Origin of the sequence: Streptomyces sp. NPDC051662 (assembly GCF_040681655.1) — a bacterium.
In the GTDB taxonomy this organism is placed as follows: Bacteria; Actinomycetota; Actinomycetes; order Streptomycetales; family Streptomycetaceae; genus Streptomyces.
On record NZ_JBFAZD010000003.1, the window covers coordinates 431791 to 453373 of the forward strand.

The 21583-nt window shown below is 69.9% G+C and carries 16 protein-coding genes; 9 read left to right on the forward strand and 7 right to left on the reverse strand.

Annotated features, from left to right (window positions below):
* Nucleotides 1-369: 369 nt before the first annotated feature.
* Nucleotides 370-894, forward strand: a complete 525-nt coding sequence (locus AB0M67_RS07325) for a hypothetical protein (protein ID WP_365743567.1) — start codon at nucleotides 370-372, stop codon at nucleotides 892-894.
* A 167-nt stretch (nucleotides 895-1061) separates the two neighbouring features.
* On the opposite strand, the gene AB0M67_RS07330 is transcribed toward AB0M67_RS07325, so the two are convergent.
* Complete coding sequence (locus tag AB0M67_RS07330; protein ID WP_365743569.1) at nucleotides 1062-2000, reverse strand: ADP-ribosylglycohydrolase family protein; 939 nt, start codon at nucleotides 1998-2000, stop codon at nucleotides 1062-1064.
* Nucleotides 2001-2149: 149 nt separating this feature from the next.
* Nucleotides 2150-3475 carry an aspartate aminotransferase family protein gene (locus AB0M67_RS07335; RefSeq protein ID WP_365743571.1) on the reverse strand — a complete coding sequence of 442 codons (1326 nt, stop codon included), beginning with the start codon at nucleotides 3473-3475 and terminating at the stop codon, nucleotides 2150-2152.
* A gap of 89 nt (nucleotides 3476-3564) precedes the next feature.
* Between AB0M67_RS07335 and AB0M67_RS07340 the strand changes: the two genes are divergently transcribed.
* Complete coding sequence (locus tag AB0M67_RS07340; protein WP_365743730.1) at nucleotides 3565-4476, forward strand: LysR substrate-binding domain-containing protein; 912 nt, start codon at nucleotides 3565-3567, stop codon at nucleotides 4474-4476.
* 116 nt (nucleotides 4477-4592) lie between these two features.
* Here the strand turns inward: AB0M67_RS07340 and AB0M67_RS07345 are convergent, their stop codons facing one another.
* Nucleotides 4593-6020: a hypothetical protein gene (locus AB0M67_RS07345; protein ID WP_365743573.1), complete on the reverse strand. Its 1428-nt coding sequence runs from the start codon at nucleotides 6018-6020 to the stop codon at nucleotides 4593-4595.
* Nucleotides 6021-6046: 26 nt separating this feature from the next.
* Nucleotides 6047-10495 carry an ATP-binding protein gene (locus AB0M67_RS07350; protein ID WP_365743575.1) on the reverse strand — a complete coding sequence of 1483 codons (4449 nt, stop codon included), beginning with the start codon at nucleotides 10493-10495 and terminating at the stop codon, nucleotides 6047-6049.
* Between the two features lie 148 nt (nucleotides 10496-10643).
* Here AB0M67_RS07350 and AB0M67_RS07355 point away from each other — a divergent pair, with 148 nt between their 5' ends.
* Both AB0M67_RS07355 and cynS read left to right on the forward strand, forming a co-directional pair.
* Complete coding sequence (locus AB0M67_RS07355) at nucleotides 10644-11645, forward strand: translation initiation factor 2 (protein ID WP_365743577.1); 1002 nt, start codon at nucleotides 10644-10646, stop codon at nucleotides 11643-11645.
* Between the two features lie 43 nt (nucleotides 11646-11688).
* Entirely contained in the window at nucleotides 11689-12132 is a 444-nt protein-coding gene (cynS, locus tag AB0M67_RS07360; RefSeq protein WP_365743579.1) for a cyanase, read from the forward strand.
* A gap of 29 nt (nucleotides 12133-12161) precedes the next feature.
* Here cynS and AB0M67_RS07365 read toward each other — a convergent pair whose 3' ends face one another.
* Nucleotides 12162-13304: a cytochrome P450 gene (locus tag AB0M67_RS07365; protein ID WP_365743581.1), complete on the reverse strand. Its 1143-nt coding sequence runs from the start codon at nucleotides 13302-13304 to the stop codon at nucleotides 12162-12164.
* 369 nt (nucleotides 13305-13673) lie between these two features.
* Complete coding sequence (locus AB0M67_RS07370; protein WP_365743583.1) at nucleotides 13674-14192, reverse strand: NUDIX domain-containing protein; 519 nt, start codon at nucleotides 14190-14192, stop codon at nucleotides 13674-13676.
* Nucleotides 14193-14336: 144 nt separating this feature from the next.
* Here AB0M67_RS07370 and AB0M67_RS07375 point away from each other — a divergent pair, with 144 nt between their 5' ends.
* On the forward strand, nucleotides 14337-14939 hold the full coding sequence (locus AB0M67_RS07375) for a TetR/AcrR family transcriptional regulator (RefSeq protein ID WP_365743585.1): 603 nt from the start codon (nucleotides 14337-14339) through the stop codon (nucleotides 14937-14939).
* Nucleotides 14940-15065: 126 nt separating this feature from the next.
* Here AB0M67_RS07375 and AB0M67_RS07380 read toward each other — a convergent pair whose 3' ends face one another.
* Complete coding sequence (locus AB0M67_RS07380; protein WP_365743587.1) at nucleotides 15066-15863, reverse strand: SDR family oxidoreductase; 798 nt, start codon at nucleotides 15861-15863, stop codon at nucleotides 15066-15068.
* Between the two features lie 530 nt (nucleotides 15864-16393).
* Between AB0M67_RS07380 and AB0M67_RS07385 the strand changes: the two genes are divergently transcribed.
* From AB0M67_RS07385 to AB0M67_RS07400, 4 genes are all read left to right on the forward strand, one after another.
* Nucleotides 16394-18454, forward strand: a complete 2061-nt coding sequence (locus AB0M67_RS07385) for a SpoIIE family protein phosphatase (protein WP_365743589.1) — start codon at nucleotides 16394-16396, stop codon at nucleotides 18452-18454.
* An 82-nt stretch (nucleotides 18455-18536) separates the two neighbouring features.
* The gene (locus AB0M67_RS07390; RefSeq protein ID WP_365743591.1) at nucleotides 18537-19349 is read left to right on the forward strand and encodes an aquaporin; all 813 of its coding nucleotides are present in this window, start codon (nucleotides 18537-18539) and stop codon (nucleotides 19347-19349) included.
* A 224-nt stretch (nucleotides 19350-19573) separates the two neighbouring features.
* Nucleotides 19574-20542, forward strand: a complete 969-nt coding sequence (locus AB0M67_RS07395) for a sigma-70 family RNA polymerase sigma factor (RefSeq protein WP_365743593.1) — start codon at nucleotides 19574-19576, stop codon at nucleotides 20540-20542.
* Between the two features lie 90 nt (nucleotides 20543-20632).
* Complete coding sequence (locus tag AB0M67_RS07400; RefSeq protein WP_365743595.1) at nucleotides 20633-21571, forward strand: alpha/beta hydrolase; 939 nt, start codon at nucleotides 20633-20635, stop codon at nucleotides 21569-21571.
* Nucleotides 21572-21583 lie beyond the last annotated feature (12 nt).

The window sequence follows — 21583 nt, forward strand, 5'->3', positions numbered from 1 at the left end:
GGGTGGGGGTCCATGCGGGGCCGGGGGAGGGGCGACGCGGCCGACACGGTGGCCGACCTCGCCGTCCACGGCGACGCGCCGACGGCGGTATGACGAATAAAAAGCCATCCGTCACCGTGCTCGCACGGATATCACGCGCCTCATATCCGTTATCGGTGACCGGTCGAATGAGATGATCTATGGCGGCACAGAATTTGCCGCCATTTTCCTCAACGTCCTACAACCATCAGGTCTGTTGACCCGCACGGACGCACGCGGCAAATACCGCGGAATTTCGGGAACCTCATCCTCTCCCGCACGGTCTTAGGGATGGCCAAGGCCCGCGAAAGCCGATATCGCGGAGCCGAACCACGGGGAAGGTTCATTCGTATGCGCACGGGCATCCGCACCACGCTCATCGCCTCCACGGCTGTCGCCGCCGCTCTTTCTCTGACAGTGATCACACCGGCACTGGCCGGCTCCACCACCACTCCCACCAAGGTCGCCGTGGGCACCTCGCACGGTGTGCAGGCCGCTCCCGCGGCTTCCCAGGGTGACCCACGCGACGTCACCGGCCGCGTGGCCGACTTCTACGGCTCCTACATCGACTCCGTATACGACAACGAGGACCCGGCGGCGGGCGCCAACGCCCAGGCGCTGCGCGCGTTCTATCTGAGCGCCGCGGCGCGGAAGGCGGTCGCCGCGTACGAGGCGAAGGAGCACGCCGACGGGATCCTCTTCGCCCAGAACGTCCCCGTGAAGTGGCAGGTCACCTACACCGGCTCAGGAGCCGGGCACGCCACCTCACTGGTCACGCTGACCTGGAGCGACGGCGCGAACCCGGAGGTCACGAAGATCAAGGTCCAGTCCGATCTGAAGACCCGCAAGATCACCGCCCTCTCCCCGGCCGCCTGAGCCCAGAGCCGACGGCCTCGGTACAGCGGTACTCGCCCGCGGACACGCGTCCCCGCGGGCGAGTCGTCTGCCGGCCGGCTCTCCACCGTCGGCGATGTCGTGCCGCGGACGTAGGCTGCCCGCCCACGACCGACCGACCGCGAAGGTCTCCCGGAACATGTCCTTCGTCAATCCGGATCAGCCACGAGACGCCGCGAAAGATTGATCAGATCGTCCAGGCGCAGCACTCGTCCGTCGAACCCCGGCAGAGGGACATGCAACGGCTCGGTCCAGCGGCCGGGTATCGCGTCGAGTCCGTAGTGGGCGCCCGCGAGACCTCCGGTGACCGCGGCGACGGTGTCCGTGTCACCACCGATGTCAATCGCCGCGCGGATCGCTTCCTCGAAGCTGGTTGTGTCGCGCAGGGCCCAGACCGCCGACCCCAGGCAGGGCCAGACCGCTCCGTTGAACTCGGTTGCCTGGTCGGGGTGCCAGTCAGGAGCGAGGACTGTGGCATAGCGCTGACGGTGGTCGGGATGGATGAGGTCCAGGATGTCAGGAAGGGCGGAGAGGGGGTCAGCGCCCGCCAGGGTGCGCCGAATGAGCTCGTGAAATATGGCGATGCCTTCCCAAGCGGCGCGGTCGCCGTGGGTAAGGGCGGCAATGCGCCGGGCGGCATCCATCGTGGCCGACTGCCCGGCGCGTGCGAAGTGGACCGCGGATGTCGAAGCTCTCATCAAGGAGCCGTTGCCGGCCGCTCGCCGGTTGACCTGGAAATGGATCGCGGCGGCCAGATCCCAGGGCATGCCGTTGGTCAGAACATCCTCGGTCTGCAGGCCGATGTCTTTGGGATCGGACGCTGCCCACCGTTGGAAACGGACGAAGATGTCCGGCAAGTCCAGTCCGCCCCGTTGCAGTAGCGACTCCGCCACAAGAACGGCCATCTGTGTGTCGTCCGTGGCTTCGCCCGGTTCCCAGCCACCTCCGCCGCACATCTCGCCACCGACCCCCGCGGCTGGAAACCGCGCGGAGAAGGCACCCTGGGGGCCGAACTCGAAAGGCGCTCCCAGCGCATCGCCCACCGCTGAGCCGACGACCGCCGCTGCGGCTCGATCCGTACGCTTCATCCGCGCAGGATATCGACGTCCTGTTCGCCGCCCGGTGGTCATGGTGACGGAGGACGCGGTCAGACGTTGTGACCGACCGGGAGGACGGCCAGGACCGAACCGGGCGTCGTGAGGGGGGCGCAGCGACCACCACGTCGTAGCCGGCGTCCTCAAAGTCCGGCGCAGGCGTCGCCGATCGCCTCGTCCAGAATCGTCAAGCCGAGCTCAAGCTCGTCCTCGGTGGCGGTCAGCGGCGGCGCGATCCGCAGGACCCCGCCCATGCCGGGGAGCTGGACGATGTTCGTGTGCAGGCCGAGTTCGAGGCAGCGTCGGGTGACCCGGGTGCCCAGCTCGTCCGACGTCTGCTTCGTCTCGCGGTCGACGACGAGTTCGAGCCCGGCCAGCATGCCCCGGCCGCGGATGTCGCCGACGACCGCGTGGCGCCCGGCGATGTCCGTCAGGCCGGCACGGAGGAACGCGCCCAGGGACCGCGCGCGCTCGTCGAGCTTGTCGGTGATCAGGACATCGAGGACGGTGTTCCCGACCGCGGCCACCAGCGGATCGGCGACATGCGTGGTGAAGAACAGAAACCCGCGTTTGTGGGCCTCCTGCTCGATCTCGTCGCTGGTGAGCACGGCCGCGAGGGGGAGTCCGGCGCCGAGCGTCTTGGACAGCGTGAGAATGTCGGGGACGACACCATCGCGCTCGAACGCGTACCAGGTCCCGGTGCGGCAGAGGCCCGTCTGGGCCTCGTCCAGGATCAACAGCATGCCGCGTTCCCGGCACTTCTCCCGCAGGGCCGCGAAGTACCCGACCGGCGGCTCGATGATGCCGCCCGAGCTCAGAATCGGCTCGACGAGGCACGCGGCCAGGCTGCCGGTCGACTGGGCGTCGATCAGGTCGAAGGCGAAGTCGAGCTGACGGTTCCAGTCCAGCGAGCCGTCGGCCGCGGTGAAGTCGGGACGGTACGCGTTCGGCACGGGGATGGCGAAGTTGCCGGGCGCGGCCGGGCCGTAGCCCTTGCGCCCCGTGCTGTAGGTGGCGGACGCGGCGGCCTGTGTCATGCCGTGCCAGGACCGCGCGAACGAGACGATCTCGTGTTTGCCGGTGACAAGCTTGGCCATCCGGATCGCGGCTTCATTCGATTCGGCGCCGGTGGTCAGCAGCAGCGCCTTCTCCAGCGGTGCCGGCAGTGTGTCGGCCAGCCGCCGGGCGAGGTCGACCACCGGACGGCTGAGCATGCCGCTGTAGAGGTGATCAAGGGTCGCGACCTGTCGCTGGACGGTCGCGACGATCGCCGGGTGCGAGTGGCCGAGGAGCGCGCTCATCTGGCCGGAGGTGAAGTCGAGGATCTTCCGGCCGTCCGCGGTGAACAGGAAACTCCCGGCGGCGCGGTCGATGATCTCGCGGGTGAACTCGCCGCCGTAGCGCACGAGGTGCCTCTCGGCATCGGACCAGAAGGATTCGGCGGACGGCGGTGCGGTCGAAGCAGCCATGCGTCTGACGGTAGGTCGCGCCGAGCGACACGTCCATCTCACGATTCCGGCTTTCCTGTTCGGTGGAACCGCACAACAATGGCGGGGTGATGAACCCGTGGAGGCTTCGGCTCCTGAGTCGGCTGGACACGCTGGGCACGGTTCGGGCGGTCGCGAAAGCCGCCAACCTGAGCCCGTCGAACGTCTCCCAGCAGCTCGCCCTGCTGGAGGCCGAGACGCGCACCCAGCTCCTGGAACGATCGGGACGCCGGGTACGACTGACCTCCGCCGGGCTGATCCTCGCGCGACGGGCGCGGGCGATACTCGATCACATGGACGCCGTCGAGGCGGAGCTGCGCGGGCTCGGCGAAGAACCGGCCGGGCTGGTGAGGATGGGGGCGTTCCAGAGCGCGATCCACACCATGGCCGTGCCGGCGGTGACCCGTCTGGCGCGCGAGTATCCGCGTCTCACCGTCGAGCTGCTGCAGCTGGAGCCGCACGAGAGTATGCCCGCGCTGCGTGGTGGTGACGTCGACCTCATCATCACGACCACACACTTCGACGAGCTGCCCCTGGGACCGGACCTCGACCTCGTGCCGCTCGCCACCGACCCGATCCTGCTGGTCACACCACCCGGGCATCCCGCGGCCGGGCGCGGCACCGTGGACATCGCGGCCTACGCGGACGAGCCCTGGGCGTTCGACATGCCTCAGTCGTACATGGCGAATCTCGCGCTTCGACTGTGCCGTCAAGCGGGTTTCGAGCCACGGGTGGTGTGCCGGTTCAGCAACTACATGATGACCTTGCAGCATGTCGAGGCCGGGCTGTCGATCGCGCTGCTGCCCGGCCTGGCGGTCGACCGCCGGTATCGCGTCGCGACGAGGGAACTCGCGACTCCTGTGACGCGTACGATTACGGCGGCGATCCGCCGCAGCGGTCGCGGCACACCACCTCGCGCGGCGGTGCGCGTGGTGTTGGACGCGCTGCGGCGTGATCAGTACCCACCCTCTGCCGGGGCATGAGAGTGACCGACCGGCTCCGGATGGCAGATGTCCCTCGCACGTCGCTGTGTCCCTTCCAGGTCACGGCGTCGTGTGTCGTGCGGGAGGCCGACCCGTTCACCCGGCCAGGACGAGCCTCACGCCGACATGAGCGTGACCACCTCCCGGCACACTGTGCGCGGGTGCTCGGAGATCACTTCCAGTACCCAGGTCCCCGGACCGCCCTCCAGCTCCGCGCGGAAACCCTCACCGTCGGGGACGAAGGCGACAGGATCGCCGTACGGAACATCGTCCCGGCGCAGCACCGCCCGCAGATTCCGGTCCGCGAGCCCGGATCCCACGGCTCGGACCTCGAAAGGCTCTCCGGCCGCCGCGCACTCGGGTACCTCAAGGCCGAACTCCTCGTCGGCCGCGAGCATGTCGCCGGCCGGCAGGCCCTCCCTGATGACCGCGAGCTGGTGGCCCACAGCACCGCCGCCGGCCATGTCGGCATGCCGGTAGCCGTTCCAGATCCCGTCCTCCTTGTAGTCGAGCGCCCAGCCGGCGAAGGCGGATTCCTGCGGCACCGTCCCGTCGCCGGACCACGGACGGCTGACGTCCAGATCCGTGGTGAACCGGAGGCCGTCGGGCGACAGTTCGACTCCGTGCACCGTCGGGTGTGCCATTCCCCCGAGGCAGTGCACGCGGTAGGGCAGTCGGCCGCCGGCGTCACCGCGGCGATTGGTCTCGCGGGCGTCCCGGAACTCGTCGTGGAAGGCGAAAGCGTCCTTGACCAGGGCGGTGGGCAGGTCGGGCACCTGGTGACGGGTGTCGTTGAGGTAGCGCCTTCGGTTCTTGCCCGGAATCCGGACCGCGTCGTACACGGGCAGCAACTGGGCCACGGAGGGCAGGGTCAGGGCGAGTTCGCGCAGGGTTTCGTTGACGACACGGCCGGTGGCGCCGAGGCCCACCCGGCGGAGTCTGCCGTCACCGGGCAGCGGTCCCACCCCGTTGCCGGTCAGGAACCGGACGGCCTTGGCGGCGCCGCGGTGCGGCGTGCCCAGCGTGACCAGGGTGCGGGCAGTCTCCCGGCCGCCCAGGCACTCCAGGTAGTAGCGACCGATCAGACCCCCCATCGAGTGACAGATCAGAATGACCTTCGGTTCGTCCGGGCGGTCCGGGTAGTGCCGGCCGACCTGCTCGCGCCACCGGGCGAGCTCACGCTCGACGCGCTCCTTCAGATCCTGGGCGGCCAGCCGGTTGGAGAGCCGCCAGTCGTATGCGAAGGGCACGTACTGGCCCTCGGCCAGATCCCCGAGCGCGGCCCGCACATCCGGGTACCCCAGACAGGAGAGCAGCCCGGGCATGGCGTCCGGGGACTTCAGCAGCCCTTCCGCCACCAGCCGGTGCTCCTCGTCGGGACGGTCGTCGCCGATGTCCGGCGGCAGGGCCATACCCGCCATGGCCCGGGCCGGCCGCCGGAGTTGGCAGAGAGCCTGCCTGGACTGGTTCCAGACGTCCTTGCCGTCCCTGGTCAGCCGACTGCCGAGGATCCCCGGTACAAACACCACGAGGTCGTGCTTCACTGTGCTCTCTCTTCTCTCTCCGTGCCTCACGGCTGTTCCGACGTGTCGGTCGTCATCCGGTCCGCGAAGAAGGCGTGGGGCAGCCGGATCAGGTCGCAGCGCTGGTCTCCCTGGAGGGCCACCACCAGACCGTCGGGGTCCGGCGCGGCGGCCACCGCCCGGACCGGGTAGCCGCGCGGGGGCACCCCGTCGCCGTGCAGCCACCTCTTGTCCCACAGATCCCACACCGCCGGCGCCCTGCGTTCGTCGCACACGAGCAGCAGTGGCCGCTCCGGCGCACCGCAGAAGACCAGCGACGTCACTCCCCGCACCGTGCCTGGAAGGTTCTGCCACGTCTCGACTCCGCCCGTGAACTCGGCCACCTTGACCTTGCCGCCGTCCACCCAGGCCAGCAGGGGGAAGGACTCCTCGTCGTCCGGGTCATACAGTTCACCCAGCGTGAGCCGGGTGGCCTCGGCGTTCTCGTCCCTGCCGGGCAACGCGACGCGCGCGGTCACCTCCAGTTGGCCCTCCCGGTGCTCCCACAGCAGCAGTTCGTCCCCCAAGTCGGCGGCCACCCATATCCTGCCGTCCCGCATCCCCCGGGCGTCGACCGCGCAGGCACGCAGCCCAGCGGGTACCGGCTCGCCTCTGAGCCACCCCCGCGAGGCGTCACGGGGCATCTCCGCGTGGTCGATGCGCTGCCGGTCCGGCGCGTAGACACGAAGTCTGTCGGCGGCCCGGTCGATGACCAGGCCGAGCGAGGGCACTTGGTCGCCGGCGTCGCCGCCCAGTGTCAGACCGTGCTCCGCCCGTACGGACAGATCGTCGGCCAACTGCCAGAGTCGTACCGTCCGTTGCGCGGCCGCGACGACGATCCATGTCTCCGCGCAGCGCACCGCCAGGACCGCGGTCACCGGCGCCAGGTGGGTGAGGACCTCGGCCGGTCCGGTGGCCGGAGCGCCGTCGCGGGGCCGGGATACGAGAATCCGCTCGCCCCACACACGGCACAGCAGCGGCGGGCCGTCGGGCGCCCCGGCCAGTGCGACCAGCGGCTTCTGGTCGTGGGCGCGCCCGGGCAGGTCGTGGCCCGGCGACATCACCGGTCCGACCTCCAGCATCCGGATATCGGGACCGTCGGCGAGGGCCAGCACTCCCTGCCCGCCGGGTTCGAAGGCCATGGCCTCGTCCCGCGGTTCGCTCAGCCGGAACCGCGCTTCGTACCGCTGGTCCTCGACGTCGAGGACGCGAACCGTCAGGTTGTCGAGCAGGGCCAGGAGCGTGCGATCGCCGTGGTGTCCGAAGGCCATTCCTCGGGCCGGGGAATCGAGGAGCCGCATCTGTTTCACCACAGGCGGGGCGGAAGGGGCCCGGTCGTCCGTCTCACACCGCCAGACCCGGACCTGGCTGCCGTCCGCGGCGGCGAGCCAGCCGAGCTTCCCGCCCTCCCTCGCCGAGGGCGCACTCTCGGGTGCCGCGATCGCCGCGGCGGCCAGGGCGGGCGCCGTGAGGTCGCCCAGGTCCACGCCCTCGGGCAGCAGGCCGCCCGTCCTGCCGGTCCTGCGGTCGGCCTCGTACAGCACCGCTCGCTGCCCCACCGCCAGAGCGAACAGGCGGGAACCCAGCACGAGCGCCGCCAGCCGCTCGGCGTCGGACATGCTGATGTCCACCAGGCTTCCGTCCCCGCGGTGCGTGCCGCCCCGTTGCCAGCACCACACCCACACGCGCCGGCCGTCGGCGGCCAGGACGACGGCCTCTTTGGCCCGTTGGGCGGCGGCGAGGCTGCGCACCGCGCCGCCCCAGCGGTAGACGTACTCGGGCAGTCGGGAGTCGGACCGCCAGAAGTAGAGGGCCCGGCCGTCGCGGGCGACGGTGATCCAGTGCGGCCCCGTGCCCACCTCCCGCACCTCGGTGAGCGCCTCGCCCCGCTCCCGGTCCGCGCTGTGTGTCCGGCGGGTGAGCAGCCGTCGGCCCGACTCCGGATGCAGCACCAGCACCTCGCCCCGGCCCCCCGCGGCCAGGGTGTCCCCGGACAGCGGTTCCGCCGGTCCCGTACCGCCGCGCCAGCTCAGTGTCCTCGCCCCGCCGAGCGGAGCGGGCCTGCGCCACTCGACCGGCTCGGGCAGCTTGTCCGTCCAGTACTCCTGCCACGGCAGGAACCTGTCGATCCGCTCCAGGGCCTGGTACGAGCGTTCGCGGTGGCTGACGAACGCGGTCGCCCGTAACAGTGCCTTGCGGGTCGTGAGGTCCGCGGCATCGCGGAAGGCATGCCCGACCCGGCCGTACAGAGCCGCACCGTCGCACTCGCGGGCCAGCGTGGACGCGAGCGGCAGCATGACGTCCGGACTGGTCCGGAACAGGAACTCGACGTCCTCGAACAGCGCCCGCAGTTCCTCCACTCCGGCCTGCGCGGCGTGCGCGCCCAGATAGTGCAGCGTGTACGCGTCGGCGTCGGCCCAGCCGTCCCCGGCCCGCGCGCGCAGTGCCCCCACCACGGTGCGGTGTGCCTGTGGCGCGTCGAGGCCGGCCCGCCGCAGGAAGTACGCCCCATAACTGGGGTGGGCCAGGTGATGGACGGTGTCCTGGGTGTCGGGCGCGGGCTGGGCGGAGACGATACCGCCCGCCGCGTTCAGCACCACGCGCCGCAGATCCCCGGCCGTCAGTTCCGGACTGCCCGCGTCGCGCAGCGCGTTGGCGAGCACCAGCCACGGTCCGCGACGGGACAGCCCACGCCCCTGGACCACGGCCAGCGGGCGCAAGAGTTCCTCGGCGCGCTCCGCGCCCGGCTGAGCGGTGAGATGTCCCACCTCCTCCGCGAGGCGCTCGCTCAGAGCCATCCCTCCTTGGCTCATCCACTCGGCGAGTTCCGTCTCGGTCACCGCCCTGAGCCGCCGGGCGAGTTCCCGCGCGGCGAGCCGGGCCACCAGGAACGAACCATGGCTCTCGGCCGCGACGCGTCCCGCGATCCACTCCCGCTCGTCGCGGTGCTCCTCCCCGTGGTAGGGCGAGCCCACGCGGTCCAGGACGGACGCGGCCATGCCGGCGATGCTGTGTCTGGCCTCCTCGTCGTCTCCCAGGACCAGAGGAGCGACGCTCTGGTCGAGGGTATCGAGCAGCGTCTCCTCCAGCACCCGCTCGCTGGTCCGCCGCCGGGGCTGGGGGCGCGTGGCGACGACCACCCGGACCCCCCACAGCGCGGACAGGGGGTTCAGCAGATGCCGGGCGATGTCGTGCGCCTGCTCCGGCATCGCCTCGTCGAGGGCGTCGAAGAGCAGGTTCAGTGAGCCCGCACGCCGGACGAGTTCGTCGACCGCCGCGCGGCACCGCTCCGGCGTCACCGCCGCGCCCGGCAGTGGGTCCATACCGTCGAGCCGGGACAACACCTGCCACAGCGCCGCCGTGAGCGAGTGCAGCGACTGCCCCCGGCAGGACAGGGCCGCCTGCACCGTTCCCGCTCTCGGCAAGGTCGAGGGCACCAACTCCGGTCCGATGGCCCCACGCCACTCCGGCAGCGAGGTCAGGGCGAGCCGGCCGAGCAGGGCCGTCTTGCCGGCACCGGCGGGCCCGGTCACCGCGAGCAGCCCCCTCGGATGGGTGTCCATCCAGCGCACCACACGGCCGAGGGCTCCATGCCGTCCGGCGAAGTGGCGCCTCAGATGGCTGTCGTCCTCAAGCCCGAACTGCTCGGCACCCAGCCATGGTTCACCGCGCAGCACCGCGGGGGTGTAGACGCGCCGCTTGCCGTCGACGAAGAACGGGTTGTCAAGGAAGCTGTTGGGCAGCGACCGTACCTCCGTGTGGCCCGGACGCTGCGCCGGCTCGTCAAGGCCCGAGGCCGCCGCCGCCGAGGCGACCGCCTCGATCAGGTAGGGGACGGGCAGGTACAGCGCGGCGCTGTCGAAGGGGCGGGCATGGTCCGCCGCGACGAAGTCCGGTGTGGCCAGGACCTCCTCCAGCCATCGGACCCAGCGCCCATCGGGCACCGACACGTCGATCCCGGACGTGCCGATGACGACGAACCCGGTCCTTCGGTTCCTGCGCGCCCACCGCACGCTCGCCCGTTCCAACGACAGGGCCTGCTCCAGCGCGTGGGACAGGTGACCGTGCGAGAAGCAGGCGTCGACGATCAGCAGCGTGTCCGTCTCGCAGTCCGGTCGCAGGAGCCGGTCCACGAGATCGGTCAGCGCGATCGCCCGCTCCGGGTCGAAGAACCCGTCCCGCGCCGAGTCCTCGCAGGCGAGGAAGTAGCCCTCGCGGCGCATGTCGACTCCGTGGCCCGTCCAGTAGAGGATCTTCCGCTCGGCGTCATGGGCGAGGAAGCTCTCCAGCCCCTCCCAGAGCCGCCGTCGAGTGGCGCCCTCCTCGTCGACGCGGACCGCGTCGCCGAACTCCAGCCTCTTCCGGGCTACTTCGGTGAACCGTTGGCGCACCTCCGCCACGTTCCGCAGGTCCGACAACAGCGGACGGCCGCCCGGGGGATGGGCATACCGGGACACCGCCACCGTACCCACCAGAGCGGATGCGCGTCGCTCGGATCTGATCAATGCCAGGGGCTCGACCACAGCACGTCCGTATCATGTCCGGGTCTGGTGTGCGGAGACACATTCCAGCAATCAAGTCATCTGCCGCAAAGGATTATTGATGATGCCTCAGGTGCATCGGGACAGATTCACCGTGGTCGGCCGGGAGACGGACTGCCACATCTTCGAGGGCGACGGTACGCGGCCCATCAAGGAGGACGACGTCCGCGTCAAGTACCGGCCGCAGCGGGTGGAGTTCCCGGAAGAGATCGGCGGCTGGCGGCATGCCATACAGGAGGCCGAGGAACGCAAGGAGGCCCTCGGCCGGCCGCACCGCTGGAACAACACGCGCTTCGCCGTCGAGCGCGTCGTCGTGACCCGCACCCACCTCGCCGAAGACCCCGTCGTGACCCTCACCCTCCAGGACGCCGACTACTACGACTTCCTCGCCACGTCGATCAATATGGACCGTACGCAGCAGAACGGGCTGACCCTGCGCGAGCAGTACCTGGAGAGCCGGGACCCGGTCCTGGCACCCCCGTTCATGAACTGCAGCTTCGGTGTGAACGTGGCGTTGGAGACAGGCCGGGACGGCAAGATGCTCTTCTCCCACCGCAGCGCCCAGGTGGTCGGGCCGAACCGCTCCCGCTGGAACTCCTCCGCGAACGAGGGCCTGGCCCGCGACCACGACCTCCCGGAGGACGGCAGCCCGATCAGCCTGTACGCGGTCGCCCGGCGGGCCTTGTTCGAAGAACTCGCCGTGCACACGAGCGACGCGCTGGATCTGGAACTCCTGGGTTTCGGTCTCGACCTGCGCAACAACCAGTGGGCCGCCTTCTTCCGCGCCGTGCTGCCGGACCTGGACGAGAAGACGCTGCGGCTGCGCTGGACGCGCGGCGTGGCGGACAAGTGGGAGCACGACCGCTTCGTCTTCGTCACCGCCGACCCCGACTCGGTACTCGGCTTCCTGGCGGAACAGCCGGCCGAGACCTGGACCCCCTGCGCTCCGGCCCTCTTCTATCTCGCCCTGGTACGCGGTGCCGTACGGCGGGCGGGCGGCGACCCCGCGGCCCGCTTCGAGGTGGAGGAGGCGGAGGAGCGCGTGATCGAACGCCAAGGCCTGTGACAGCCTGTGAACCTGTCAGAGCCTCAGCGAGAGGGAGATGCACATGCTCAGTAAGCGGGAAGCCGCCGAAGCCGTACGTCAGGCCAAGGTGAGGACCGGGGTCACATGGGCCCAACTGGCGGAAGCGGTCGGCAAGTCACTGGCCTGGACCACCGCGGCCCTGCTCGGCCAGCACCCGATGGGCGAGGAAGAGGCGGCCACGGCGGCGGCACTGCTCGAACTCGGCGACGACGCCGCCCTCGCTTTCCAGCTCCAGCCGACCCGGGGCGCCCTGGACGCGGCCGTTCCCGTGGATCCCACGATCTACCGGCTCTACGAGGTCGTCCAGGTGTACGGGCCGACCATCAAGGAGTTGATCCACGAACAGTGCGGCGATGGCATCATGAGCGCGATCAACTTCCGGCTCGACGTCCAGCGTGTTCCCGACCCCGCGGGTGACCGGGTCGTCATCACACTCGACGGGAAGTACCTGCCCTACCAGTGGTAGTGAACGCCTCGGGTGAAACAGGCGCAGTCCTACGCATTCCTGGCGAGGCGGGTCCAGCCCGCCGGTGGTGCCAGGAGCGTACGGACGTGGGGCTTCCATTTCGGAATCCGCACATCGCCCTGATAGCCCTGAAGGATGAGGTGGCCGAGATGCTCAAGCGCTTTGATGGCGAAGCCGTTCGCCGGGCACATCTCCGCACCCTTGCCGAAGGGAAGATAAGCTCGCCGCTGGTGATCGTTCAGCCTGTCCCAGCGTGACGGGCGGAAATCCAGCGGCTTGTCCCACACGGCTCCCGACCGGTGGATCGCGTGTGTGCCGATCAGGATATGTTCACCCCTGTTGACCGGCACGCCGCCTATCTCGTGATCAGCGGCTGCTTCCCTGCCGAGGCGCCACGCGGTCGGGTAAAGACGTAATGTCTCCCTGACGAGAGAGCGGACCTGTTCCGGCCGTACTGCTGGAGTGTTGTACCCGTGCAGGACGCCGAGGAGCACAACCCATTCGAGGGTGACTCCGGTGAAGCCGACCGTGGAGAGTATGAGCCGCTGCAGCAGCTGAGCGCGGTCCGCCGGGGACAACTCACCCCGCAGTCTCAGTACTACATCGACCAGGTCCTTTGCGTCGCCTTCGGGTTCTCGTCCGGGAAGCCGTCTCAGTTGTTCGGCGAAGCCGGTACGGACGCGGCTGACCGAACGATGCGAGCGCCTTGCCATGCGACCGGCAATGTCGTCCGCGACGACGCTCGATCTGATGTATGTATCGACAAGCGAGTTGAGTTCGGTGTGACGCTGATGGGCGATAACGGGAGCGAAGTACCGCCGGACCACTCCGATTCCCCACCTTTGATGCCGCAGACGGCCCCGGCTGTCACTCATCTCATGAAGGGCGGAGTCAATGCCCCATGACGACGGGAGATCATGGTGGCTCAAGGCTTTGATCAGTTCACGGGACGCCGCTCTCCGGAGTGCCTGAGGGAGCGGGGTGGGGCCAATGCGGAAGAATCCGGACTGGGGTAGGTAATGGTCAGCCGAGTCGACCAGAATGTCCCGGGCGGTAGCCGCGTCTGCGACGAACAGCGTCCCGAAGCGGAGCCTGAACGGGCCGTCGGCATTCGCCGCCAGTTCTTCCCACCGCTGTAGATGGCGCCATAGGCTCTGGCTGTCAATGAACATGTTCTCCTATGCCCATCGCGGCAATCCCGCTGTGCACGCCATCTCGCACGAGAGAGTCAATCGCTCCGACCGTACCTGTCACCGTACTGGTTTCGCCGGGCACGCATCTCGCCGCTGAGCGCTCGAAGCTTTCTTTTGATCCATGACATCGCCGGTCCTCCTTGTTGAGCGCCTCACCGCGTGGGCTACGACACTATCCACACCGCGGAACCGGGTGAACTGGCGAAACCGGCCACAGTCGGTGCTGCCACCGGCGCCACTGCCGCCCTATGCGGCACAGACACCCCAAGGCACCCCGGGAGCAGTACGGGCGACGCCGCCGTAGTGAGCCCGGTCCAGCAGGGGCGAGCGCGCGTGGCCACGCGTCGATCAGGCGCCCGGCGTGCCGCTGGGAGTGCGCCGTACGGCGACGAGGTAGCGGCTGAACGCTTCCACGCTGTCCGGTGTGAACGGCTGCTGGAGCATGAACCGATGGAGCTCGGTCTCCGGCAGCCAGCCGTGCCACATCACCTCGTCCGGATCCGGATCCGGAGGGGCGAGCAGGACGGCCTCGTGGATGCCGAGCCAGTGCGGGCTGAGGCCGGTCCGGTTGAGGAACTTCACAATGAAACGAACCGACGTCCGGAGTCCCAGTTCCTCGGCCAACTCCCGGCCCGCGGCCTCCTCGTACGCCTCGCCGGCGGTGACGGCTCCGCCGACCATCGCCTCGTAGTGTCCTGGGAACCGTGAGACGCGCTCGGACCGGCGATGCACAAGGATCCGCCCCTCGCCGTCCCGGCACACCGTCGCCGCGATCCGATGCAACCAGCCGCGGCGGACAGCCTCGCTCCGTCCCACCACCGCCAGCACCCGGTCCTGTTCGTCAACACGCTCGACCAACTCATCCACGAGCCCACGATCTCAGACCCGGCGGCATACGTCGCCCGTCGGCAAGCTGCTGCTCATCCACGGCGAGCTCGACGACATGGAGCAGCCGGGACAGGTCGGGCGGAGGCACATAATGGACTGAGGAGTCCAATCCAGGAGGGTGCCATGAGCGGTGTGCTGACGGCGAAGGGGCAGGCCACCAGGGCTCGGATCATCGCGGGCGCGGCCGAGGTGCTACGGGAGAAGGGGGCCACGTTCACCACCCTGGACGATGTGCGAGCGCGCACCGGTACCAGCAAGAGCCAGTTGTTCCACTACTTCCCCGAGGGCAAGGACCAGTTGCTGCTCGCGGTCGCGCGGTTCGAGGCGGACCGGGTACTGGACGATCAGATGCCGTATCTGGGGTGTCTGAACTCCTGGGACGCCTGGGAGCAGTGGCGGGAAGTGGTCGTGAAGCGCTATGAGGAGCAGGGGGACCACTGCCCGCTGGGCGCACTGACCATGCAGGTCGGGCGCGCGACTCCGGGCGCGCGGGCGATCGTGGTGGAGCTGCTGCGCCAGTGGCAGGAGTATCTGGCCGTGGGCATCAGGGCGATGCGCGACGCCGGACGACTGCCGGCGTCGTTCGACGTCGACGCGACTGCCGCGGCGCTGCTCGCGGGTATCCAGGGCGGAGTATCGATCATGCTGTCGACCGGCCGGTCGACGCATCTGCGGGGCGTGCTGGACAGCGGTATCGGACATATGCGCGCGGCCGGAGCGGGCTGAGGCCACCGTTCGGCGCTGCCGCCCCGCCGCCGCCGGGGGACCCGGTGGTGTGCGGAGCGGCAGCGGGGTCGAAGGACACCCCGTGGCCCTGGCGGTCCGTTGGCGGCGCGGCATCCCGCGTCCGGGTCACATGTCGTAGGCCCCGCCGTCGATGCGCAGGGTGGTGCCGTTGATATAGCCCGCCGCCGGGCCGGCCAGGAAGGCGACCAGGTGGGCGTACTCGTCGGGCCCGGCGATACGGCCGACAGCGTTGGAGGCCAGCTCCGAGTTCGCCTTCGGCTCGATCTCCGCCCAGGTCTCTCCCCAGCCCCGCGCCTTGCCCACGCCGACCAGGTACTCCACCGCGGTGGGAGTGAGAATTCCTCCCGCCGCGACAGCGTTGGAGGTGACACCGGAGTGTTTGAGCTCGCGGGCGAGCGAGGCGGCGAGGTTGTTCCGGGCGGCGTTGGTGGCGGCGTAGTGCGGCTGGCTCGCCGGGGGGCGGTGGCTGGTGACACTGCTGATCTGGATCACCCGTCCCCAGCCGCGCTCGCGCATACCCGGCAGAAGGCGCTGGACCATACGCACGCTGGAGATGACGTTGATGTTGTAGACCTCGGCCCAGGCGTCGGGCGGGGTGTCGCCCCACCGCGCCGCCGGATCGTAGACGCCGACGTTGTTGACGAGGATGTCGACGGGGCCGTCCTCGACCGCCGCGGCCCGGACGTTCTCGGCACCGGCGTCGGTGGCGAGATCGCCGATGGCGATGCCGGTGATACCACCGTCCTCGCGGATGGACTTCGCCACCGCCGCGGTCCTCGTCCGGTCCCGTCCATGCACCACGACAGCGGCGCCCTCGGCAGCCAGCCGCCGGGCGATCGCCTCGCCGAGGCCGCTGCTCGATCCGGTGACCAGCGCCCGCTTGCCAACGAGTTGGAGATCCATTGGTCTGATTCCTTCCATGGGGATGAGACGCCTGGGCGGGGGGTGACGACGGCGTCGGCTGTGTCGGTGCCGGTGCCGGTGCCGGTGTCGGCGTTCCGCGGGTCCGTGCCGTCAGGGCGGGAACGGCGGCTTTCGCCGACGCGCGCACGGGACACCCCTCGTCCCGCTTCGGAGAACGGCGGACTGGGTCTCCGCCGGACACCGGAGACCGTAGGCCGACAAAAATGGACTAGCAAGTCCAGAAAAGGTGCCCGGTGATGTCGGGCCCGCTGTGCGGCCGCCGGAGCGCGTGAGGCGGCCGGTTCGGAGGTGATCCCCGCTTTCGGGAGCGCTCCCCGTAAAGGTGCTATCAGGTGTATTAGATGTATTTGATTTACCTTTGGGGCGAAAAGTGGCATGTTCGACCCTTTCAGCGGTATTGCCGGTGTCACGTGGCCGAGAGTGGCCGGGGGTTCGCTCACGGACGGGAGCCGACGCCGGGGAAGCGCGGCGTCGCGCGATGACCAGAGGGGACCGAGGAAGTGCGGAAGGTGAGTGATCAGAGAGAGCTCGTGGCCGTGATCGGACCCGACGGGACCGTGGCGCTCTGGACCGAGGCTGCCGAACGCCTGTGGGGCCGTCCGGCCGAAGAGGTACTGAGACGGCCGGCCGGCGGATTGCTGTCCGGTGCGGACGTACCGATGCCTCCCGGCCCCGAGGAGGCCGCCTCCGGGTGGTCGGGGCCCGTCGAGCTCAGGCGACGTGACGGCGGCAGAGGCCGCGAGATCAACCTCCGTGTCTCCCCGCTGCCCGTCGAGGGCACGGGGGGCGACTGGCACGTATGGGAGGCCGGTCCCGTCGAACCGTCCGGGGCCTGGCCGGACCCGGCGACGCTGCGCACCCTGTACGGGCACGCTCCGCAGGGCGTGATCGTCTGGGACCGTGAGCTGCGTTGCTACTGGCGGAACGACGCGGTCGACGGCATGGGCCTGCTGGTCGAGGGGCCCCACCTCGGGCGCCGGGTCGAGGAACTGCTCGTGCCGGGCCGCCCCGAAGCGCTGGAGATCGCTCTGCGCCGGGCCCTTGACGACGTGTCACCGTCGAGCAACCTCGAATGGGTGGTGCCCGGGGCGAGCGGGCACGGGGAGAGGGTGCTGTCGCTCTCGCTCCTCCGCCTCGACGCCCCGGACCGCCGGGCGCCGGGCGTGTGCCTGACCGCCGTGGACGTCAGCGAGACCGCGGTCTGGCAGCGGCGGAATCTCCTCCTTGAGGCGGGTACGCGGATCGGCACCACGCTGGACGTCATGACCACCGCCCAGGAGATGGCGGACGCCGCGGTGCCCGCCGTCGCGGACTACGTCACCGTCGACCTGGCCGACACCTTCACCCCTGACGACGAGCCACTCGACCGCCTCGCGGCGACCGACACCAGGATCCCCGCCTTCTACCGGGCGGCAGCCGCGTCCGTACGCCCCGATCTGCCCGAGTCCCTCTGGCCGCGGGGCGAACCGGTGTACGTGCCCCCGAGGTCCCCCTTCACTGCCGTCCTCCTTTCCGGCGCGCCCCACTTCGAACCGCTGCTCGACACATCCCCCGGAGGCTGGCTCGACAAGGACCCCGATCGGGCCCGGGTGATCCACGCGACGGGGATGCACTCGCTGATGGTCGTTCCCCTGCGGGTCTGCGGGACGCTGCTCGGCGTAGCGGTCTTCGTCCGCACGACGAACCCGGTGCCGTTCGCCCAAGCCGATCTGACCCTGGCCCAGGATCTGGCGGCGCGCACCGCGGTCAGCCTCGACCACGCGTCACGCTACCGCCGCGAGCACACGGCGGCCCTCGCCCTGCAGCGTGATCTGCTGCCCCACAGGCTGAACGGCGGTGTCGCGGTGGAGGTGGCGTCACGCTATCTGCCCGCGGACCCCCGCAGTGGTGTCGGCGGCGACTGGTACGACGTCTTCCCGCTCTCCGGTGACCGCGTCGGGCTGGTGGTGGGCGATGTCATCGGCCACGGCATTCACGCGGCGGCGACCATGGGGCGTATCCGTACCGCGGTCCACACGCTCACCAATCTGGAGTTGTCGCCCGACGCGTTGCTCGCGCGTCTGGACGAGCTCGTCGACGAACTGGAGCGCGACCAGCCCGCCGACGAGCCGGTCGTGACCAGCGTGGGGGCCACCTGCGTGTACGCGGTGTACAACCCGGCGTCCCGGCGGTGCACCATGGCGAGCGCGGGGCACCTGCCGCCGGCGGTCGTCTCGCCCGAGGGCGGTGTGGAGTTCGCCGACGTGCCGACCGGGGCGCCCCTCGGTGTCGGGCTGGGGTGCTACGAGTCGGTCGAGGTGGACGTGGCCGAGGGCAGTGTGATCGCGCTGTACACCGACGGACTGGTCGAAACACGCGCGGAGAGCATCGACCACGGGCTCGACCGGCTGCGGGCCGCCCTCACCCTCCCGCGGACCACGCTGGAGGACCTCTGCGTCGAGGTGACCGACCGGATGACGAACGGTCTGCGCTCCGACGACGACATCGCGCTCCTGCTGGCTCGCACCCGTGCCCGTACCCGTTCCCACACTCGCACTCGCCCTCGCACCGGTGTCCGGCCCGGCGCGTGAACCGGGAGGAAACCAACTCCCACCGGTACAGGAACCGGCGTCGGCAACGGCCCACATACCCAAGGCGGTTGAGAGAAGTCCCATGCACCGCTCTTCCCGTGCCCGCGGTCAGGATTCCGCCGTCCCCGCGAGGGCGGTCACACCGTCGGTGATCCTCCGGAACAGCCTCCTGGAACTCCTTCTGACCCTGCTCCTGCTGTTCGGAGTGACCACCATCGTGCGATGGGTAGTGGGCCCCTCGCCCATCTCCTCGGCGATCCCGTCGTTCGAGGTGCAACTGCTCATCGTCGGTGTGGCGGTGGGGGTGCTTCTGTACGGGCTGATCGTCAGCCCGCTCGGCAGGGTCTCCGGAGGCCACATCAACCCCGCGATCACCCTGACCATGTGGCGCTTCCGGGTCTTTCCCGGTGTGTCGGTGATGCCGTACATCCTGGCCCAGCTGGCCGGGTCGCTTCTCGGTGTGCTGGCCGCCCGCGCGGTGTGGGGCCGGGTGACCGACAACCCTCCGGTGAACGACGCCTCGGTGCACCCCGCCCCGGGCTGGTCGAGTTGGGCAGTCTTCCCGGCGGAGGCGGCTTCCATGGTCGTCGTCGTGCTGCTCGTCGGCTGGTTTCTGTCGGTGCCGAGACTGGCTCCCTTGATGCCCGCCGTGGTCGGCCTCCTCGTCGGCCTGGCCATCGCCTTGCTCGGCCCGATCACCGGGGGCTGCGTCAACCCCGCCCGCCAATTCGGCCCGGCACTTGTCTCGGGTCAGCTGGACTTTCTGTGGATCTATCTGCTCGCTCCGATGGCCGGCGCCCTCCTGGCCACCGCGGTGCACAGACTCCTCGCCCGCCGGCCGGTTCTCACCCACAGGCTCTGCGGCACGCGCGCGGACGGGTCACCGCTGCGATGACCCGTCCGCGACCTCCGCGGTCGTCAGAGGGTGGGCGGCAGACCCCGAGCTCGGTGCCGAACTCCCCGCCGGGGGACCTCAGGGAGCATGGCGTACCGGCCGACGCCACCCCGGCCTATCTCGGCTTCACCATGGCCGGATCCGATCGTGGCCTTTCCCGGGTAGGGCCACGACGGCGCGGAGTACGGTCACACGCACGACGAGCGACGCCGGAAGAGGAACGCATGAACGGGAACGCGGGCGAAACCGCGCGCATCGAGGACGCGGTGCTCACACGTGCCGCGCAGGCGGGTGATGTCACTGCCCTGGGGCTGCTGCTGGAACGGCACCGGGCGGGTATGCGCGCCGTGGCGTTGAGTGTTCTGGGGCCGGGGCCCGACGTCGATGACGTGGTCCAGGACGCGGCGGTGACCGCGCTCCGCCGGGTCGGCGACGTGCGCGACCCCGCGGCCGTGGGCGCGTGGCTGCGGATGATCGTGCGCAACGCCGGCCGTTCCCTGCTGCGAGGCTCCGTTTCCGTACAGCCGATCGACGATCTGCACCTGCCCTCCACGGAGGCCGGGCCGGAGCGGTGGCTGGAGCAGCACGCCCTGCGCGACTGGATCTGGGAGGCCATGGAGGAACTGTCCCCGGCACTGCGCCTGCCCCTGGTGCTGTGTCACTTCAGCACCGGCGTCACTTCGTACGAGCGGATAGCCGACGCGTGCGGGGTCCCGGTCGGCACGGTCCGCAGCCGGCTCAGCCAGGGGCGGTCCAAGCTCGCGACCGCCCTCGCCGCCACGGCGGACGCCCCGCACGGCGACACCGCGCGGCGCACCCGTGCCAGCCGGATCGAGGCACACGAGACGCTGGCCGCCGCCGAGGGCGGACACTTCGGCGCGCTGATGCGGGAGCGGTGGTCGCCCGGGATCACGCTGCTCAGGGGGAACGACCCGGTGGGTGACAGCGGGATCCTGGCGCGCGGCATGGACGGTGACATCGAGGCGGGTGTACGGCAGCGTCTGGTCCACGCCGTGGCCGGCCGGTCCCTCGTCGTCTGGGAGATGGACCTCCTCGCCCCGGCCGACGATCCCGACCACTGCCCGCCCTCGGTGGCCTGGCTGATGACCCTGGACGACGCGGGTCGTCCGCACCGGCTGCGTCTGCTGCACCCCAGGCCGGTGCGGGCCATCCAGTCACTCACCCCGATGTGACGGGCGTCACATAGCTCGGATCGAACTTCGCTCTCCCTCCGGCGTCCTGTCGGTGTCATCAACACCTGACGGATACGGAGACCCCATCCCATGACCCCCTCCGCGACCGATCCTCTGGCCATCGGAACGCACACCGTCGAGATCGACGGGCTCGTACAGCGCTACCACGTCCACGGCGCGGGACCGGTGTGTGTCGCGCATTCGGGCGGACCGGGCATCTCCTGGGAGTACCTGCGCATGCCCGCGCTGGAGCGGCACCTGACGATCGTCTACCCGGAGCCGATCGGCACCGGTGCCTCCGGCCGCCTGCCCTCGCACCCGCACGGCTACACCCGGCCCCGCTACAGCCGGTTCCTCGGAGCGCTGGTCGAGCACCTCGGCGTCTCCGAGGTGCGCCTTCTGGGCCATTCGCACGGTGGCTTCATCGCCCAGTACCACGCCCTGCGCCACCCCGAACGTATCGCCGGGGTGATCCTCTACGACAGCGCGCCGCTGACCGGCCCCGAACACGCCGCCGAGGCCATGCGCCAGGTGGAGTCGTTCATCGGGCGCCATGCCGACCACCCCGAACTCCCCGAGATCGTGGCGGCTTTCCAGGCCATCCCCACCATCTCCGACGACACTCGGATGACAGCCGTCACCAAGGGGGTGTTCCCCGCGTACTTCGCCGACTACTGGGGCAGGGCGGAGGAGTTCGCTCCCTTGCGTGCCTCGCTGCGGGCCTGGCACATCTCCGGGCTGGAGGAGAATCTCTCCCCGCACGTCATCGACGATCGCGCGGACCTCGGCTCGCTCACCGTACCGACCCTTGTCGTCGTCGGCCGCCACGACTTCATCTGCGGGGTGCGGTGGGCCGAGGAACTGCACAGGCTGATCCCCGGATCGGAACTGCTGATCCTGGAGAACAGCGGGCACTTCGGTCACCTTGAGGAGCCGGCTGCCTTCGCGCGGGCGGTGACCCGTTTCGCGACGACCGTGCCTTCCCTCGACACCGCCGTGAACTCCCCCGACGACCAGCTCATCAACTAGGTCATTTGCTCG

What these genes read in the sequence shown, in the direction of transcription:
- AB0M67_RS07365 (WP_365743581.1), bottom strand. Translation starts at nt 13,304, where the DNA reads ATGTTCATTGACAGCCAGAGCCTATGGCGCCATCTACAGCGGTGGGAA.
- cynS (WP_365743579.1), top strand. Translation starts at nt 11,689, where the DNA reads ATGCTCAGTAAGCGGGAAGCCGCCGAAGCCGTACGTCAGGCCAAGGTG.
- AB0M67_RS07355 (WP_365743577.1), top strand. Translation starts at nt 10,644, where the DNA reads ATGCCTCAGGTGCATCGGGACAGATTCACCGTGGTCGGCCGGGAGACG.
- AB0M67_RS07390 (WP_365743591.1), top strand. Translation starts at nt 18,537, where the DNA reads ATGCACCGCTCTTCCCGTGCCCGCGGTCAGGATTCCGCCGTCCCCGCG.
- AB0M67_RS07325 (WP_365743567.1), top strand. Translation starts at nt 370, where the DNA reads ATGCGCACGGGCATCCGCACCACGCTCATCGCCTCCACGGCTGTCGCC.
- AB0M67_RS07400 (WP_365743595.1), top strand. Translation starts at nt 20,633, where the DNA reads ATGACCCCCTCCGCGACCGATCCTCTGGCCATCGGAACGCACACCGTC.
- AB0M67_RS07335 (WP_365743571.1), bottom strand. Translation starts at nt 3,475, where the DNA reads ATGGCTGCTTCGACCGCACCGCCGTCCGCCGAATCCTTCTGGTCCGAT.
- AB0M67_RS07375 (WP_365743585.1), top strand. Translation starts at nt 14,337, where the DNA reads ATGAGCGGTGTGCTGACGGCGAAGGGGCAGGCCACCAGGGCTCGGATC.
- AB0M67_RS07395 (WP_365743593.1), top strand. Translation starts at nt 19,574, where the DNA reads ATGAACGGGAACGCGGGCGAAACCGCGCGCATCGAGGACGCGGTGCTC.
- AB0M67_RS07380 (WP_365743587.1), bottom strand. Translation starts at nt 15,863, where the DNA reads ATGGATCTCCAACTCGTTGGCAAGCGGGCGCTGGTCACCGGATCGAGC.
- AB0M67_RS07330 (WP_365743569.1), bottom strand. Translation starts at nt 2,000, where the DNA reads ATGAAGCGTACGGATCGAGCCGCAGCGGCGGTCGTCGGCTCAGCGGTG.
- AB0M67_RS07340 (WP_365743730.1), top strand. Translation starts at nt 3,565, where the DNA reads ATGAACCCGTGGAGGCTTCGGCTCCTGAGTCGGCTGGACACGCTGGGC.